Source organism: Paraburkholderia sp. SIMBA_027 (assembly GCF_046535315.1).
Taxonomy (GTDB): domain Bacteria; phylum Pseudomonadota; class Gammaproteobacteria; order Burkholderiales; family Burkholderiaceae; genus Paraburkholderia; species Paraburkholderia tropica.
The window spans coordinates 124,989-141,703 of sequence record NZ_JAWRWY010000015.1 but is presented as its reverse complement, the minus strand read 5'-3'; the positions used below and the strand labels follow the sequence as shown (position 1 = coordinate 141,703).

General features: G+C 67.0%; 13 protein-coding genes. 10 read left to right on the top strand and 3 right to left on the bottom strand.

The features are described 5' to 3' along the window. Positions 1–113 precede the first annotated feature (113 nt). A complete protein-coding gene (locus tag SB764_RS27140) occupies positions 114–560 on the top strand; it encodes a cupin domain-containing protein (protein WP_065060893.1) in 447 nt (148 codons plus the stop codon). 36 nt (positions 561–596) lie between these two features. Here SB764_RS27140 and SB764_RS27135 read toward each other — a convergent pair whose 3' ends face one another. Next, the gene (locus SB764_RS27135) at positions 597–1,985 is read right to left on the bottom strand and encodes a polyhydroxyalkanoate depolymerase (RefSeq protein WP_410865649.1); all 1,389 of its coding nucleotides are present in this window, start codon (positions 1,983–1,985) and stop codon (positions 597–599) included. Between the two features lie 396 nt (positions 1,986–2,381). Here SB764_RS27135 and SB764_RS27130 point away from each other — a divergent pair, with 396 nt between their 5' ends. Both SB764_RS27130 and SB764_RS27125 read left to right on the top strand, forming a co-directional pair. Then, positions 2,382–3,053, top strand: a complete 672-nt coding sequence (locus SB764_RS27130) for a glutathione S-transferase family protein (protein WP_065060894.1) — start codon at positions 2,382–2,384, stop codon at positions 3,051–3,053. A 124-nt stretch (positions 3,054–3,177) separates the two neighbouring features. Next, positions 3,178–4,650: a circularly permuted type 2 ATP-grasp protein gene (locus SB764_RS27125; protein WP_065060895.1), complete on the top strand. Its 1,473-nt coding sequence runs from the start codon at positions 3,178–3,180 to the stop codon at positions 4,648–4,650. A 67-nt stretch (positions 4,651–4,717) separates the two neighbouring features. Here SB764_RS27125 and SB764_RS27120 read toward each other — a convergent pair whose 3' ends face one another. Continuing rightward, positions 4,718–5,830: a putative zinc-binding metallopeptidase gene (locus SB764_RS27120; protein ID WP_410865647.1), complete on the bottom strand. Its 1,113-nt coding sequence runs from the start codon at positions 5,828–5,830 to the stop codon at positions 4,718–4,720. A gap of 176 nt (positions 5,831–6,006) precedes the next feature. Between SB764_RS27120 and SB764_RS27115 the strand changes: the two genes are divergently transcribed. The 3 genes from SB764_RS27115 to SB764_RS27105 all read left to right on the top strand — a co-directional run bounded on the left by SB764_RS27115 (position 6,007) and on the right by SB764_RS27105 (position 13,252). Beyond that, positions 6,007–9,537: a DUF2126 domain-containing protein gene (locus SB764_RS27115; RefSeq protein ID WP_410865645.1), complete on the top strand. Its 3,531-nt coding sequence runs from the start codon at positions 6,007–6,009 to the stop codon at positions 9,535–9,537. A 110-nt stretch (positions 9,538–9,647) separates the two neighbouring features. Next, positions 9,648–12,359, top strand: coding sequence for a circularly permuted type 2 ATP-grasp protein (locus SB764_RS27110; protein ID WP_065060897.1), 2,712 nt, complete (start codon positions 9,648–9,650; stop codon positions 12,357–12,359). Then, a complete protein-coding gene (locus SB764_RS27105) occupies positions 12,356–13,252 on the top strand; it encodes a transglutaminase family protein (RefSeq protein WP_410865643.1) in 897 nt (298 codons plus the stop codon). The genes SB764_RS27110 and SB764_RS27105 overlap by 4 nt, the downstream gene beginning before the upstream one ends. A gap of 43 nt (positions 13,253–13,295) precedes the next feature. Here the strand turns inward: SB764_RS27105 and SB764_RS27100 are convergent, their stop codons facing one another. Continuing rightward, positions 13,296–13,583 carry a PAAR domain-containing protein gene (locus tag SB764_RS27100; protein ID WP_410865641.1) on the bottom strand — a complete coding sequence of 96 codons (288 nt, stop codon included), beginning with the start codon at positions 13,581–13,583 and terminating at the stop codon, positions 13,296–13,298. A gap of 948 nt (positions 13,584–14,531) precedes the next feature. Between SB764_RS27100 and SB764_RS27095 the strand changes: the two genes are divergently transcribed. The 4 genes from SB764_RS27095 to SB764_RS27080 are packed head-to-tail and all read left to right on the top strand — an operon-like array spanning position 14,532 to position 16,611. Beyond that, positions 14,532–14,714 (top strand): hypothetical protein, encoded by a 183-nt coding sequence (locus SB764_RS27095; RefSeq protein ID WP_065060900.1) that lies wholly within the window; start codon positions 14,532–14,534, stop codon positions 14,712–14,714. Continuing rightward, the gene (locus tag SB764_RS27090) at positions 14,711–14,956 is read left to right on the top strand and encodes a DUF6726 family protein (protein ID WP_065060901.1); all 246 of its coding nucleotides are present in this window, start codon (positions 14,711–14,713) and stop codon (positions 14,954–14,956) included. Before SB764_RS27095 ends, SB764_RS27090 begins: the two co-directional genes overlap by 4 nt. A gap of 14 nt (positions 14,957–14,970) precedes the next feature. Then, entirely contained in the window at positions 14,971–15,831 is an 861-nt protein-coding gene (locus SB764_RS27085) for a hypothetical protein (RefSeq protein ID WP_074981960.1), read from the top strand. Between the two features lie 54 nt (positions 15,832–15,885). Further along, positions 15,886–16,611, top strand: a complete 726-nt coding sequence (locus SB764_RS27080; RefSeq protein WP_080180786.1) for a flagellar basal body L-ring protein FlgH — start codon at positions 15,886–15,888, stop codon at positions 16,609–16,611. Positions 16,612–16,715: the final 104 nt, after the last annotated feature.

Below are 16,715 nucleotides of genomic sequence, written 5' to 3'. Positions count from 1 at the left end.
TTAATTAATCGAATTGCTTTCTGCGCCTTTAATGTGGAAATGACGCGTTCTAAGCATGCTGGAACAGAGCATGCTTGATTGTCGGCGCGCGTTTTTTCATCGGGAGACCTGTCATGCAAACCGGATTCGCCACGGGCTTTTCGCACGTCAAACCGCAGGACACGGATTTCAAGGGCGGCGGCCTGCGCGACTTCTTCGTCTATCGCGACCTCGGCATTACCGAGGCCACGCACGGCAAAGTGGTCGCGCAGCTCGTCAGGGCCAACGAAGCGCCCGAAGCCGGCACGGGCTGGCATCGCCACGAGGCGGACTTCCATATCGTCATCATGCTCAAGGGCTGGGCGCGCTTCATGTATGGCGATCGCGAAACGCTGGTCGAGGCGGGCGATTGCGTGCATCAGGCGCCGGGCATCGCGCATTTCCTGTTCGATTATTCGCCCGACATGGAGTACCTGGAGATCGTGAGCCCCGCCGACTTCAAGTCGATCGACGTGGACGCGCCCTGCGAGGTGCCCGCGCCCACGCCGTGGCAGGAGGACGCGGCACCAGCGGCGCCGTGACGCGGCGGCGCGCCGTCGCGCCGCTTGTATCGACGTCTAGGCCTGCGCGGCGCGCGCGATGACGGCTTCCGCGTGCGCTTCGGCGGCGAGCAGCGCGCCCAGCGTGACCTGACCCGCGTCCGCGGTGGCCGACGTCGTCGAAGCCGCGCCGATGCGCCGCGCGCGCGGCTCGTGATCGTGGATCGTCGCGCGCACCAGCGGGTAGATCTGCGTGTCCCAGCGGCGTCCGTTGAACACGCCGTAATGCCCCGCGCCGGTCTGCACGTGATGCGTCTTCATATAAGGACGCAGGCCGGAGCACAACTCCTGCGCGGCCACCGTCTGACCGACGGCGCAGATATCGTCTTTTTCGCCTTCGATCGTGAGCAATGCGGTGCGCCGGATCGCATGCGGTTCGACGAGGCGCTCGCCCACCTTCAGCTTGCCGAGCGGCAGCGCGTACTGCTGGAACACCGCGCTGACCGTCTCCAGATAGAACTCGGCCGTCAGGTCCGTGGTAGCGAAATACTCGCGATAGAACACGCGGACCGCGTCGGCTTTCGCGGGGTCGCCCTTCGCGCGCTCGTGGCGCATCTCCTCGAACGAGGCCAGATGTCGCTCCAGATTCATCGACATGAACGCGCTCAACTGCACGAAGCCCGGATAGACGCGCCGCTGCGCGCCGGGAAAACCGCCCGGCACGGCGCTGATCAGATTGCGCTCGAACCACTCGATCGGCTTGCTGTTGGCGAGGTCGTTGACCTTGGTCGGATTCACGCGGCAGTCGATCGGCCCCGCCATCAGCGTCATGCTCGCGGGCTGCGCGGGATCGTTGTCGGCGGCCATCAGCGAGACGGCGGCGAGCGCGGCCACGGTCGGCTGGCAGATCGCGACCAGATGCGCGTCCGGCCCGATGCGGCGGATGAACGCCATCACGTGCTCGACGTATTCGTCGAAACCGAAACGCCCCGCCGACAGCGGCACGTCGCGCGGATTGTGCCAGTCGGTGATGTAGACGTCGTGATCGGCGAGCATGGTGCGCACGGTGCCGCGCAGCAGCGTCGCGAAGTGGCCCGACATCGGCGCGACCAGCAGCACGCGCGGCTGCGGCGCGGGCGTGTCCTTGCGAAAGTGCAGCAGCGAGCCGAACGGCGTGCGCTTGACGACCTCCTCCGTCACCGGCGTGCGCACGCCGTCCACCTGCACGACGTCGATGCCGAACGGCGGCCGCGCGTGCGTGAGCCCGGCCATTTCGATCTGTTCCCAGCAGGCGTCGAGATAACGCGCGTCGATGCCGGTCGCGAAGGTGGGCCACGCGGTGGGCCACGCGGTGGGCCACGCAGCGGACCACTCAGCGAGCGCCGCGCGCGCGAACGAGGCGGCGGCGCGCCACGGGCGCGTGAAATCCGCGAACGCCTGATAGGCCGGATAGGCAAGCAGGTTCATGGGCGCAAGCTCCTGATCGGGGATGAGCGGCAATGGGCGCAAGAGAGGCAATAGCTATGCCACTCGCGGTTCGGCAGGCTCGTGCGCGCTCATTGGCACGGTGCTTGCAATTTTTCGGTGACGGCTCGACGGACAAACGGCGCAAGGACGACGAACACACGGGCGAAGGATTCGCGCATGCGCGGCGCGTCACAGCGCGGCGCGGCTTCACAGCATTGTTACGTTCGTGTGATATCCGTACGACCGGCCCGTGACTGCGCGTGAGCGCACGTGAAGGCGCGCACCGCGAAGCCGTGCGCTTTCGGGCGCGGCGTCCCTTCGCGGTGCATCGCGCCCGAACGCTGTGCGCCGCGCTACAGATTGGTGTGATGCGGGTGTGATGCCCGAGGAGGCCGCATGGCTAGTCAGACAAGTCAGACGAATACGACCTTGACGATCAGCAGCCGCAATTATTCGTCGTGGTCGATGCGCGGCTGGCTGCTCGCGAAACTCGCGGGTCTCGAATTCGAAACGCTCGCCGTGCCGATCGACGACGCCGCCGCGCGCGCCGAACTGCTGCTGCTCTCGCCGTCGATTCTCGTGCCCTGCCTGCGCCACGACGGCAACGAGATCTGGGACACGCTCGCCATCTGCGAATACCTCAACGAAATCCGCCCGCAGGCGCATCTGCTGCCCGCCGACCGCAAGGCGCGCGCGCACTGCCGCTCGGTGTGCGGCGAAATGCACTCGGGCTTCGGCGCGCTGCGCTCCGCGCTGCCGATGAACCTGCGCGGCCACTTTCCGTCGTTCCGCATCTGGTCGCGCGCGCACGACGACATCGAACGCATCGTGACGATCTGGCGCGACTGTCTCCAGCGCTACGGCGGCCCCTGGCTGTTCGGCGAGATCGGCGCCGCCGACGCCATGTACGCCCCCGTCGTCACGCGTCTGCTCACCTACGACGTGCCGATCGACCCCGACATCGGCGAGTACTGCATGCGCGTGCTCAAACAACCGTATGTGGCCGAATGGATCGCCGCCGCGAAGGCGGAAACGGAGGACATCGACGAGCTCGACATGGAGTTCTGAGCGGCGCGCCTTGCCATGCTCGCGTCGGCATGGAAGTTGCATCGGGCGTTCTGGCCCGAAACGGAAGCACGCGACCGCAAGAACCGTATTTAGAACGAACCAGCAGCGGACGGAAGAACTATCTATGACGCAAGCCTTCTTCAACGAGATGTTCGAGCAAGGGCAATTCGACGTTCGGGGCGTGGCCGCCACGGCGTTCGCTCAGGTGGGCGAACCGCGCGCGCATTACCGCGAATTTTTCGCGTGGATGCGCGGCCAGAGCGAGCAGCAGATGCACAAGAAGCGCGCGGAAGCCGACACGATCTTCCGGCGCGTGGGCATCACCTTCGCCGTCTATGGCGAGAAGGACGTCACCGGCGCGGGCACCGAGCGCACGATTCCCTTCGACGTGATTCCGCGCATTTTCCAGCGCGACGAATGGAACAAGCTGGAGCGCGGCCTGCGCCAGCGCGTGAATGCGCTGAACCGCTTTATCCACGATATTTATCACGATCAGGAGATCGTCAAGCGCGGCATCGTGCCCGCCGACCAGATCCTGAACAACGCGCAATATCGCCCGGAAATGCAGGGCGTGAACGTCGCGCGCGACATCTACGCGCATATCGCGGGCATCGACATCGTGCGCGCCGACGAGGGCGAGTTCTACGTGCTCGAAGACAATCTGCGCGTGCCGTCGGGCGTCTCGTACATGCTCGAAAACCGCAAGATGATGATGCGGCTCTTTCCGGATCTGTTCGTGCGCAACCGCATCGCGCCCGTCGCGCATTATCCCGACCTGCTGCTCGACACGCTGCGCGCCGCCGCGCCCTCGGGCGCCGACAATCCCACCGTGGTCGTGCTCACGCCGGGCATGTACAACTCGGCGTATTTCGAGCACGCGTTCCTCGCGCAGCAGATGGGCTGCGAGCTGGTCGAAGGTCAGGACCTGTTCGTCGACAACGACTATCTGTACATGCGCACGACGCAGGGGCCGCAGCGCATCGACGTGATATACCGCCGCGTGGACGACGACTTTCTCGACCCGCTCGTCTTCCGTCCCGATTCCACGCTCGGCGCGGCGGGCCTGATGAACGTCTACCGCAAGGGCAACGTCACGCTGTGCAACGCGGTGGGCACGGGCGTCGCCGACGACAAGTCGATCTACCCCTACGTGCCCGACATGGTGCGCTTCTATCTGGGCGAAGAACCGCTGCTCAACAACGTGCCGACGTGGATGTGCCGCAAGCCCGACGATCTCCAGTACGTGCTCGATCATCTGGCCGATCTCGTCGTGAAGGAAACGCACGGCGCGGGCGGCTACGGCATGCTGATCGGCCCGGCGTCGACGAAAGCCGAAATCGAGGCGTTCCGCGCGGCGCTGCTCGCGAATCCCGACAAATACATCGCGCAGCCGACGCTCTCGCTCTCGACCTGCCCGACGTGGGTGGAAGCGGGCATCGCGCCGCGCCATATCGATCTGCGTCCGTTCGTGCTCTCGGGCAAGGAAGTGCGCATGGTGCCGGGCGGCCTCACGCGCGTGGCGCTGCGCGAGGGCTCGCTCGTCGTCAATTCCTCGCAGGGCGGCGGCACCAAGGACACGTGGGTGCTCGAACGCTGAGCCGCGAACTGTGCAATCGCGCAATCGCGCAACCGCACAATCGGTCAGGAAACCGGATCAAACGGTCTCATGCCGGTTGCGACGCAGCCGAGCCCGAAGCCGCAGCCGCAGCCGCAGCCGAAATCACGCGATGAACGAACCGCAATTTGTCGATGACCGGCGGGGCCAGCGCGAACGGATAGCCGTCCGGCATGCCGAGGCTGCGGTTCAGGCTGTTCAGCACGTAGGTGAGCGGAAACCAGCGCGCCATCAGGTTATCGAAGCTCGCTTCGTCGACGGGCGTCTGGTCGAGCAGCACCGGTTCGTCGCGGCGCTCGGGCAGCAGCGCGAGCCCGCAGGCGGTGGCCGTGTCGAGCGTATCGACGATATGCAGGTAATGCGCCCACGTTTCCGCCCAATCCTCCCACGGATGCACGGACGCGTAGGCGCTCACGTAGCGCTCGGCCCAATCGGGCGCGGCACCGTTGGCGTAATGCGCGGCGAGCGCATCGGCGTAATTGGCGCGCTCGTCGCCGAACAGCGTGCGAAACGGCTCGATGCGGCGCGTCTCCATCACGAGGCGGTCGAAATAGTAATGGCCGACTTCGTGGCGGAAATGGCCGAGCAGCGTGCGATACGGTTCGTGCAACGAGACGCGCGTGCGTTCGCGATGAGCGTCGTCGGCTTCGGCGATGTTCATCGTGATGAGACCGTGATCGTGGCCGGTGAGCACGCGCTGGCCGTCGCCGGTGTCTTCGAGAAACTCGAATTGCAGGCCGTGTTCGGGATCTTCCGCGCGTGTGGCGAGCGGCAGGCCGAGCGAGGTCAGCGTGGCGAGCAGACGCCGCTTGGCGGTTTCGAGCCGATACCAGTAGACGCGGTTGTCGGGCCGCGAGAGATCGGGAATCGTGCGCGTGAACTGGCAGGCACGGCAGAGCGTGTCGGGCGAATCGGCGGCGATCATGCCGTTGCAGATATTTTCGACCGCGTAGTTGTGACATTGGCGGAACAGCGCGGCCGCTTGCTCGCCCTCCGCCGCCGCGGCCTGGCGCTGGATGCGCCACAAGCCGTCGCCCGCCGCCTCGAACGCGTGCATCTCGCCGCTTTGCGGCACGTAGCCGAGCCGCGCGTCGCAGCGTTCGCAGCGCTCGTTCTCGAAAAACACCAGTTGATTGCAGTGATCGCAGTGAAAGGTTTTCATCGCCGCCGTCCCGGGGTGAGTGTGCCGCGCGAGGCGCATGCCGCGCGCGCGCAGCCTCGCGAAGCACGCGGCGTGCCGCGCGCGGCTGTCACATCGCGCACTCGTTGTCCCGGCATCATAGCCACGCGCCGCGCGCGCGCCCTGTTTCATCGTCCACGTCGATCGAGGAGTCGGATGTGTCCATCCGTGTCGCGTTAAACCATGTCACGCAGTACCGCTACGACCGGCTCGTGCATCTCGCGCCCCACATCGTGCGGCTGCGCCCGGCGCCGCACTGCCGCACGCCCATCGTCTCGTATTCGATGCGCGTGGAGCCCGCCGATCACTTCGTGAACTGGCAGCAGGACCCGTTTTCCAACTACCAGGCGCGGCTGGCCTTTCCGGAGCCGATGCGCGAGTTCCGCGTGACCATCGATCTGGTCGCGGAAATGGCCGTCTACAACCCGTTCGACTTCTTCCTCGAACCGGGCGCCGAGCACTTTCCGTTCGCCTACACGCCCGAGCTGGCCGCCGAACTCGCGCCCTATCTCGTGCGCAGCGAGCCGACGCCGCGTTTCGCCGCCTTCATCGAGTCGATCGACCGCACGCCGTCCGCCGAGACCCGCACGATCGACTTTCTGGTCGGGCTCAATCAGCGCCTGCAAAGCGAGATCGGCTATTTGATCCGCATGGAGCCGGGCGTGCAGACACCCGAGGAAACGCTGGAGAAGGGTTCGGGTTCGTGCCGCGACACCGGCTGGCTGCTGGTGCAGACGCTGCGCCAGCTCGGGCTCGCGGCGCGTTTCGTGTCGGGTTATCTGCTGCAGTTGAAGCCCGATGTGAAGGCGATCGACGGCCCGGTCGGCGCCGAATACGACTTCACCGACCTGCACGCGTGGTGCGAGGTCTATCTGCCGGGCGCGGGCTGGATCGGCTTCGATCCGACTTCGGGCCTGCTCGCGGGCGAAGGCCATATTCCGGTCGCCTGCACGCCTGAACCGGGCAGCGCCGCGCCCATTTCCGGCGCGCTCGACGACTGCGAAGTCGAATTCGAGCATTCGATGACGATCGAGCGCGTGCTGGAAACGCCGCGCGTCACCAAGCCCTACACCGACGAGCAATGGGCGGCGATGCAGGCGATGGGCGCGCAGGTGGACGCCGCGCTGACCGGCCAGGACGTGCGCCTGACGATGGGCGGCGAGCCGACCTTCGTGGCCGAGCGCGACCGCGATGCACCGGAATGGAACACCGACGCGCTCGGCCCGACCAAACGCCGCTACGCCATCGCGCTGATGGACAAACTGCGCGCGCAGTACGGCGCGCGCGGCTTTCTGCACATCGGCCAGGGCAAGTGGTATCCGGGCGAGCAGTTGCCGCGGTGGGCGCTCTCGCTGTTCTGGCGCGCCGACGGCCAGCCGTGCTGGCACGATCCGTCCTTGTTCGCCGACGAGCGCACGCCCACGCATCACACGGCCGCCGACGCGCAGCGCTTCATCGCGCATCTCGCGGGCAAGCTGGGCGTCGAGCCGAAATACGTGCAGCCCGGCTACGAGGACACCTGGTATTACCTGTGGCGCGAGCGCCGCCTGCCCGTGAACGTCGATCCGTTCGAATCGCGTCTCGACGACGAACTCGAACGCCTGCGCCTGCGCCGCGTCTTCGACGCGGGGCTCGACGCCGTGACCGGCTACGTGCTGCCGCTGGTGCGCGAGCGCGCGTCGTCCGCGCTGCCGGCGCTGCAGTCGCCGCGCTGGGTCAGCGGCCCGTGGTTCTTCCGCGACGAGCGCATGTATCTGATGCCGGGCGACTCGCCGATGGGCTATCGCCTGCCGCTCGACTCGCTGCCGTGGGTGGCGGCGGCCGACTATCCGTGGCAGCACACGCACGATCCGTTCGCGCCCGCCGAGCCGCTGCGCAGCGCCGCCGAATTGCGCATGCAGTATCGCGAAGGTTTTGAGCTGGGCGCGCAGGCATATGGCGATGCAGGCGGCGCGGTGGGTGCTGATGCTTGCGCTGACGGCAGTGGCGATGATGAAAGCCCGCGCGGCCTCGCCGACGACCGGGCCGCCCACGCCAACTTCACCGATCGCTACCCGCAACGCGGCGAATCCGCCGCCTGGATCCGCCGCACGGCGCTGTGCGTCGAAGCCCGCGACCCGGCGCGCGCCGCCGGTCCGAAAGCCGAAGCCGACGCGTTCGGCAGCGGACAAGGCCAGTTGCACGTCTTCATGCCGCCGCTCACCGAACTCGACGACTATCTCGACCTGCTCGCCGCCGTCGAAGCCACCGCCGGCGACCTCGCGTTGCCCGTCGTGGTCGAAGGCTATCCGCCGCCGCGCGACGCGCGCCTGAAAATGCTCCAGGTCACGCCCGACCCCGGCGTGATCGAGGTGAACATCCACCCGTCGTCGAACTGGGAAGAACTGGTCGAGCGCACCGAATTCCTCTACCGCGCCGCGCACGAAACCGCGCTCTCGTCCGAGAAGTTCATGCTCGACGGCCGCCACACCGGCACCGGCGGCGGCAATCACCTCGTGCTCGGCGGCGCCACGCCCGCCGACAGCCCGTTCCTGCGCCGTCCCGACCTGCTCGCGAGCCTGATCGCGTACTGGCACAACCATCCGTCGCTGTCGTATCTGTTTTCGGGCCTCTTTATCGGGCCGACGAGCCAGGCGCCGCGCGTCGACGAAGCGCGCAACGACCAGGTCTACGAGCTCGAAATCGCCTTCGCGGAGATCCAGCGGCAAGTCGATCTGCTGCGCGGTTTCGGGGACGCCAGCATGAATGGCGGAAGCGGCGCGCCCGTGCCGCCCTGGCTGATCGATCGCGCGCTGCGCAACATCCTGATCGACGTGACCGGCAACACGCACCGCGCCGAGTTCTGCATCGACAAGCTCTATTCGCCCGACGGCCCCACCGGCCGCCTTGGCCTGCTGGAACTGCGCGGTTTCGAAATGCCGCCGCACGCGCGCATGAGCCTCGCGCAGCAACTGCTGCTGCGCGCGCTGGTGGCGCGCTTCTGGCGCACGCCGTACACGCAGCGCCTGACGCGCTGGGGCACCGAGCTGCACGACCGCTTCATGCTCTCGACTTTCGTGCAGATGGATTTCGACGACGTGCTGGCCGAGCTGCGCGACGCGGGCTTCGCGCTCGACGCCGGCTGGTTCGCGCCGCACTTCGAATTCCGCTTCCCGGTGGTGGGCGAATTGCAGACGAGCGGCATCGCGCTCACGCTGCGCAACGCGCTCGAACCGTGGCACGTAATGGGCGAGGAAGGCGCGCCGGGTGGCACGGTGCGTTACGTGGATTCGTCGGTGGAACGTCTGGAAGTGCGCGTGCTGGGCCTGAACGAAAGCCGCCATCTCGTGACCGTCAATGGCCACGCGCTGCCGCTCCAGCCGACCGGACGCGTCAGCGAAAGCGTGGCGGGCGTGCGCTTTCGCGCGTGGCGCCAGGCGGCGTCGCTGCATCCGACCATCGGCGTGCATGCGCCGCTCACGATCGATATCGTCGATACGTGGAGCGGCCGCGCCATCGGCGGATGCCAGTATCATGTTGCGCATCCGGGCGGTCGCAATTATCAGACGTTTCCGGTCAACGCGTACGAGGCGGAGAGCCGGCGGCGCGCGCGCTTCTTCACGACCGGGCACACGCCCGGGCCGTTCGAGGCCGCGCCGCCCTCGCGCAGCCTTGAGTTTCCGTTTACGCTGGATCTGCGGCGTGGCTGATTTCTGCCGATAACACGGTTGACTGACACGCCAACCCAAGCCCCAACCGAAGACGCGCCCCGCTTGCCGGGGCGCGTCGCCATTCGCGCCCAGGCGCAGCAGCGACGATCTTGCCGACTCAATCCACCCTGCCGTTCGATTCCGCCGCCGACGAAGCCCTCGCGCTAGCGCCGCTGCGCTCGCTTCCCGTGCGCGAGGGCCACTGGGACGAACTGCGCGCGCCGGACGGCGCCTTGCGCGAACCGTGGCGCCAGTTTTTCGCGCTGCTCGGCAAGGCGGGCGCGGCGGGGCTCGACGGCGCGGCGGCCTCGGTCGCGCGCCAGGTGCGCGAAAACGACATCACCTATAACGTCTACGCCGATCGCGGCGGCCCGCGTCCGTGGTCGCTCGACCTGCTGCCGCTGTTGATCGACGAAGACGAATGGGCGCTGATCGAGCGCGGCGTGGCGCAGCGCGCGCGGCTGCTCAACGAGATCGTCGCCGATATCTACGGGCCGCAGACGCTGCTCGCACGCGGCCTGCTGCCGGGCGCGCTGGTGTTCGGCCACCCCGGCTATCTGCGCGCAGTGAAAGGCTACACGCCGCCGGATCGGCAGTATCTGCAGATCGTCGCGCTCGACCTCGCGCGCGCGCCCGACGGCCAGTGGACCGTGGTCTCGCATCGCACCGAGGCGCCGTCCGGGCTCGGCTATCTGCTCGAAAACCGCCTGATCGTGTCCAGCCTGTTCGCCGAGCCGTTTCGCGCGATGCGCGTGCACCGGCTCGCGCCCTCGTATTCGCAACTGATCGCCACGCTCGCGGACGCCGCGCGCGCGATCATGCGCGCCGACGAGCACAGCGCGCGCGGCGGCTCGCCGCATATCGTGCTGCTGACGCCTGGGCCGTTCAGCGAGACCTATTTCGAGCATGTGTTTCTCGCGCGCTATCTCGGCCTCACGCTGGTCGAGGGCAAGGACCTCACGGTGCGCGACGACATGCTCTACCTGAAGACGCTCGGCGGCCTGGAGCGCGTGCATGCCGTGCTGCGCCGTCTCGACGATACGTTCTGCGACCCGGTCGAACTGCGCGCCGACTCGACCATCGGCGTGCCCGGACTGCTCCAGGTGATGCGCGCGGGCAACGTGATGGTCTCGAACGTGCCGGGCGCCGGCTTCGTGGAGTCGCCCGCGCTGCACGGCTTCATGCCCGGCATCGCGCAGGCGCTGCTCGGCGAGCCGCTCGTGCTGCCCGGCGTGCCGACGTGGTGGTGCGGCGAGGACGCGGCGTGGCGCGACGCGCTCACGCAATTGCCCGAAGCGCTACTGGTGCCGACCTGGCCCGGCGGCGCGCACGCCAGGGACAGCAAGCGCGCCACGCCGCCGGGCCTCGCGGCAGGCCCGCAATTGCTCGCCGACTGGCGCGCGCGCATCGAGCAACTGCCCGACGCCTTCACGGTCCAGCAGCCGTTGAACTACAGCTACACGCCGCGCTACGACAACGCCGCCGACCAGGACCGCGCCGACGCCTCCGGCGGCGCGCCCATGCTTGGCGCGCGGCCCGCGGTGCTGCGCGTCTACGCCATCGCCGACCAGACATGCGGCTGGCGCGTGCTGCCGGGCGGCTTCACGCGCCTCGCGGCCGAACATCAGGAATCCGTATCGATGCAGGTGGGCGGCAGCAGCGTCGATACCTGGGTGCTGTCGAGCCAGCCCGGCACGGCGTTTTCGCTGCTGCCGACTCCGATGAAGCCCTCCGATCTGCGCCGCGAGCATCGCCGCGTGTCGAGCCGCGCCGCCGAAAACCTCTTCTGGGCAGGCCGATACGGCGAGCGCGCCGAAAACGCCGTGCGCCTGTGCCGCCTGATTCTCGGCTCGCTCGAAGGCAGCGACGCCGAGGAACTGTTCGGCACCTTCACCGAACTGGCCGCCGCGAGCGGCCTGGTGACGGGCGCGGGCGCGACGACTCCGGCGAACACCGAGGAACCCCTCGCCGGTCGCCGCCGCGGCCTCGACGGCTTCGAGCGCGAGCTGGTCGCCAATCTGCACGAAAGCGCGCGCGCCCCCAGCATCGGCCAGATGCTCGCGAGCCAGGCCTACGCGTGCGGCGAAATACGCGGGCGTCTGTCGAGCGATCACTGGCGCACCGTGCTCGCCGCGCGCAACGACTTCCGCGACGCGCTGCAGGCGCTCTCGCTCGCCCCCGCGCCCGCGCGCCAGGGCGTGCTGCTCGAATTCCGCCAGCCCACGCCGTACGACCGCATGGCGCTGATCCGCGCGCTCGACGCGCTCGCCACGCAACTGAGCGCGATCAGCGGCTGCCAGGGCGACCGCATGACGCGCGACGAGGCCTGGCGTCTGCTGTTCGCGGGCCGCCATATCGAGCGCGTGGCGGCGATGGCGGGCGTGCTGCGCATCGCGGCGCACGAACGCACGCTCGCCACGCCCGCCGGTTTCGACGTGCTGCTGCAACTGTTCGACAGCACGCTGACCTATCGCACGCTGTATCCGGGACGACTCGAAGTGCCCGCGCTGCTCGACCTGATCGTCACCGATCCGACCAATCCGCGCGGCCTCTACGGCGTGTACGACCGCCTGCGCACGCGTCTCGACGAAATCGCCCAGGCGGCGGGCGGCCCGCGCCGCGAGCCGTTCGCCGCGCAGCTCGCGCCCGTCGACGCGCTGCCCGATCTCGAAGCGATTTGCGACCCCGGCGAGGACGGCCGCTATCCCGCGCTCACCGCGCTGTGCGACGCGCTCGCCGCACGCATGGCGGCCGCCTCGAACGAAATCAGCGCGCGCTGGTTCAGCCACGCGATGCCGCTCGCCGCGCAGGTGTGGTCATGAGCGGCACGCGCCTGTCCGTCACGCATCGCACGACCTATCGCTATTCGACGCTGGTCGAAACGGCGCAGCATCTCGCGACCATCCGTCCGCTCGAACTGCCGTGGCAGCGCGTGCTCGAACACCGCGAGCGCATCGAGCCCGCGCCCTCGTATCAGACGAGCCGACGCGACGCATTCGGCAACGACGTGCTGTATTTTTCGTTCGACGCCCCGCACGACTATCTGCAGATGACGATGGAAACGAGCGTGCTGCTCGCGCCGCGCTACGACGCGCTCGACGCCGACGCCACGCCCGCGTGGGAAGACGTGGCGAACGCGCTGCGCTACACGGCGGGCGGCGCGTTTCATGCGGAGTCGGAGTTTTGCTGTGCGTCGCCGAATATCGCGCTTTCGCCCGCGTTACGCGCGTATGCGCTGGAGAGTTTCACGCCGGGCGCGCCGGTGCTGGCGGCGGCCATCGACCTGATGCACCGCATGCATCGCGATTTCGACTATCGTCCGGCGGCGACGGCCTTCGACACACCGGCCGCGCGCGCCTTCGAACTGCGTCACGGCGTGTGTCAGGATTTCGCGCAGGTGATGATCGGCGGGCTGCGCTCGCTGGGTCTCGCGGCGCGCTATGTGAGCGGTTATCTGCGCAACGATCCGCCCGAGGGCGCGACGCCGATGATCGGCGCGGATGCCTCGCATGCGTGGGTGTCGCTGCACGTGCCGCAAGCGGGCTGGATCGATCTCGATCCGACCAACGACGTGCTCGCCGATCAGGGCCACGTGACGCTCGCGGTCGGACGCGATTACAGCGACGTGTCGCTGCTGCGCGGGGTCATTCTGGGCGGCGGCGCGCATCGCGTCGACGTGGCCGTCGACGTGCGGGCCGATCCGGTCGGCGTATAAGCGCGGTCGGCGTAATCAGCTCAAGCAGCACGAAAACGGAGGCTTAGCTGCCGGCCAGCGTGCCCGTAGCCATCGACGCCACGAGCTTCGGCTGCGGCTGGCACTCGCACTGGCAGAGGTCGTTTTCGAGCGCGACCACCTTGCCCATCACGGTCATCGTGTGCGGACCGCCATCGGAGACGATCACACCCTGCTTCGAGCAGGTCTGGCACATCACCGGCGCGCCGATATAGGCGAGCGGACGTCCGTGATACGACGATCCTTCGATACCGTCCATCACGACGCCGTTGTGGTCGGTCTTGTCGTCTTTGAGGATGAATTTACGGGTCATCTCCAGGGCCTCGGGAATGGGGTTCCGGCGTTGCGCCGATGGGACGGGAAATATACCAGCGTTTTCCTTTCGCTTCCTTTCCGGGCGCCGCGCTCGGGCGCAATGTGGACGCAATACGGACGCAATAGATTGGAACGCGTGCGCGAAACCGCTCGTGGCGCGCATGGCGGGCCTGGAGAAACAGGTCCGAGTGACGAGCGCCACGCGTGCGTGAGATGCGGGATTTCGAAGGAAAACGCCCATTACAAACCTTCCTCGCAGGTAAGACATAACAAGGAAAATCGCGAGAAATTTCATTCACGCGGACTGCAATGCCGCGCTTCACATCAACAGAAAACCTTTTCCGGACGACAAAGCCCGGCCAATGCATCCGCTCGCGCGACCTCGCGATTCGCGCCGAAACCCCTTGATTGACAGGCTTTCCAGTCGATCAACACGCACTGGAAAAGCACCGCTTCACGCAACGTCCAAAGACCTTTCGCGCACAACTTTCCAGCACCGCAACACGCCAAATCCGAAATCATTACCGTGAAAGGCCGCTTTCAGCGACTTTTCACGCGTCAGTCTCGTCGCGAAAAACGCTCGCCTCGCGCTTCGTTCCACCCGCATTCGCGCGCCCGCGCCGCCTCGCGCAACGCCAGATCCGACAAGGCTTGCATCGAACACTACACCGTCTCGCGCCCGCCCTCGTCCAGCCGATTTCAACCCGCGTTTTTCGCGCTCGCCCGCGCCCGTTTTCCTTCCGCTTCTTGCGCATTTGTATACGACCGGAAGGACTCGTAAGGCTTGAATCAAAGGCCCCATTGATTATTGCTTCACGCAACAGACGTAGACGCGAAGATGCTATCGCCGCTCGTCGACTACTTCCCCTATCGGCGTAACGCGGGGGCGCGCACCCCTCTACGTGCGCCCCCTCCTTTTTGTGTCAATCCGCCCAGGAGGCCCATCATGACCAGCCCTATCGGCTCCAGCAGCGTCGGCCACTCGTCGCCCTTGACGACGTTCGACCCTAACCGCAACAAGAACTCCGGCAGCGCAGGCTCCGCCGGCAACCATTCCGCCCAACCGGAAACCGTGCATCCCGGCACGCCGGTCGGTCCGCTCGGCCACAACATCAATACCACCGCATGACGAATTCGCTGTCGCAAGAGGCGCCGCTGAAGGCAAAGCGCGCACATCACCTGTCGCGTGCGGCATTGCATGGGCTGCGCGCCGCTGCGGTGATTGCACTCGCCTGCCTCACCCTGCCGCTCGAAGGTTGTGCGGTAGCGGCATTACCTTGCCGGCTCGTCTCGGCGACGGTGAAGATCGTGCCGGTGGTTGGGCATCCCGCAGCCGTGCCGTTCGACGCGTGCGCGGCGGCTATTGACTGATCGAGGTCCACTCGATGAAACGGGCGTCTCTGACTGCTTTCCTGACCTGCGCTGCCGCTGCAGCGCTTGCCGGCACGCTGGCCGCACCGGCGAGCGCCGACACGAGCTTCGAAGGGCGCATCACGCCGCTTCCGACGCCCGTCGTCAGCGCACCTGTCGTTGCGCCTGCCAGCGCGCCTGCCATCGTGCAGGCGAACGCCGCATCCGCGCCTGCGCCCGCGCCGCAAAAGACGGCCAGCGCACAGGCGCCGCGCAACAAGGTCAAGAAGCGTCGTCCGACGCCCGTCACCGCGGCGGCGCGTTCACGCGCCGTCGCCCTGGACGACACGCCGTTCTCGTTTCGCGGCATTGCGCTCGGCGTCACGCTGACTGAATTGCGCGAGGCCAACACGGTCCGCGCCACGCCGCACGAAAGCGCGCTGGTTTGCGAAACCGACGTGGCCGGCGGCGACATCGGCATGCCGTTCAAGAGCTATGCGAGCCTGACGATCGCGTGCCGCTGGGCGCATCGCACGCCGCAAGGCTGGACGCCTTCGCATGCCGTCGTGGATGGCGTGCCGGCGAGCGATCACGTGCTGCGTTTCGCGCACGAATCCGCGGGCGAGCCGCTACGTCTCTATGAAATGTCGTTTGTCGTCGATGCCGCGACCGCATTCGACCTGCGCGATCTGCTGGCCTCGCGTTACGGCGCGCCGCGCATGGCCGGCGATCCGTCGCTGCCACTGCTCGAATGGGACAACGCGTCGAGCACGATCACGATCTGTCTGATGCCGAACGGCGGTCACGCCACCCTGACTTACCTGCTTAAACCCGCGAGTCCGCGCGCGAAGGGCATCGAACGCGCGCTCAAGATCAGCCAGTTCGACGAAGGCTGATCGCCACGCACGCCCACTGACCCGACGACGCCTTCACGCGAGCGCTTCTTACTTATGCTTTCCAATCAATCGCACTCCTTACCTTCCTGCAAGCACTTCGCGCGCCTTTCTTTTGCGCTGCCGCGTGTGCTGCTGTGCGCATCGGCATTCGCTGCGTTCTCGGGGTGCGCGACCTCGCCCGAATCGATCGTCAACACGCCGATGACGCCGCCGCTCGCCGAACCGCCGCTGAACGTCAACACGGGCGGCTCGATCTATCAGCAAGGCACCGCCATCGCGCTGTATGAAACGCCGCGCGCGCAGCGTATCGGCGACGTGCTCACGATCCGCCTCTCCGAAACTTACAACGGCGCCGACACCGCGGCCGCTTCCGCGAAACGCGACAGCACCATCACCGCCACCGCCGCCGATCAATCGACGGGCGCGGCAGCACGTCTCGCGCGCCTGTTCAATATCGGCTCGGCGTCGACGACGTTCAACGGCACGGGCAGCCACACGCTGTCGAGCGACATGACGGGCACGCTGGCCGTGACGGTCATCAGCAAGACGCCGACGGGCAATCTCGTGGTGTCGGGCGAAAAGATCATTGCGATGAGCGGCGAGCATCAGCGTCTGCGTCTCTCGGGCATCGTCAATCCGAACGACGTGGAGTCGGACAACTACGTCGATTCGAGCAAGATCGCCAACGCGCGTATCGAACAGGTGGGCCATGGCATGCTCAACGACGCGACCACGGTCGGCTGGCTGCAGCGCATGTTCCTGAGCGTGCTCACGTTCTGATGCTGCGTTGATGCTGCATTCCGATGCTTGCCTGAAGCATCGGGCAAGCAAAAACGGCGCGCCTCGATGGCGCGCCGTTTTTATTTCATCGCGAAAGTTCAGTC

Excerpts from the sequence above, each read along its gene's own strand:
- SB764_RS27140 (WP_065060893.1), top strand. The coding sequence starts at position 114 with ATGCAAACCGGATTCGCCACGGGCTTTTCGCACGTCAAACCGCAGGAC.
- SB764_RS27135 (WP_410865649.1), bottom strand. The coding sequence starts at position 1,985 with ATGAACCTGCTTGCCTATCCGGCCTATCAGGCGTTCGCGGATTTCACG.
- SB764_RS27130 (WP_065060894.1), top strand. The coding sequence starts at position 2,382 with ATGGCTAGTCAGACAAGTCAGACGAATACGACCTTGACGATCAGCAGC.
- SB764_RS27125 (WP_065060895.1), top strand. The coding sequence starts at position 3,178 with ATGACGCAAGCCTTCTTCAACGAGATGTTCGAGCAAGGGCAATTCGAC.
- SB764_RS27120 (WP_410865647.1), bottom strand. The coding sequence starts at position 5,830 with ATGAAAACCTTTCACTGCGATCACTGCAATCAACTGGTGTTTTTCGAG.
- SB764_RS27105 (WP_410865643.1), top strand. The coding sequence starts at position 12,356 with ATGAGCGGCACGCGCCTGTCCGTCACGCATCGCACGACCTATCGCTAT.
- SB764_RS27100 (WP_410865641.1), bottom strand. The coding sequence starts at position 13,583 with ATGACCCGTAAATTCATCCTCAAAGACGACAAGACCGACCACAACGGC.
- SB764_RS27095 (WP_065060900.1), top strand. The coding sequence starts at position 14,532 with ATGACCAGCCCTATCGGCTCCAGCAGCGTCGGCCACTCGTCGCCCTTG.
- SB764_RS27090 (WP_065060901.1), top strand. The coding sequence starts at position 14,711 with ATGACGAATTCGCTGTCGCAAGAGGCGCCGCTGAAGGCAAAGCGCGCA.
- SB764_RS27085 (WP_074981960.1), top strand. The coding sequence starts at position 14,971 with ATGAAACGGGCGTCTCTGACTGCTTTCCTGACCTGCGCTGCCGCTGCA.
- SB764_RS27080 (WP_080180786.1), top strand. The coding sequence starts at position 15,886 with ATGCTTTCCAATCAATCGCACTCCTTACCTTCCTGCAAGCACTTCGCG.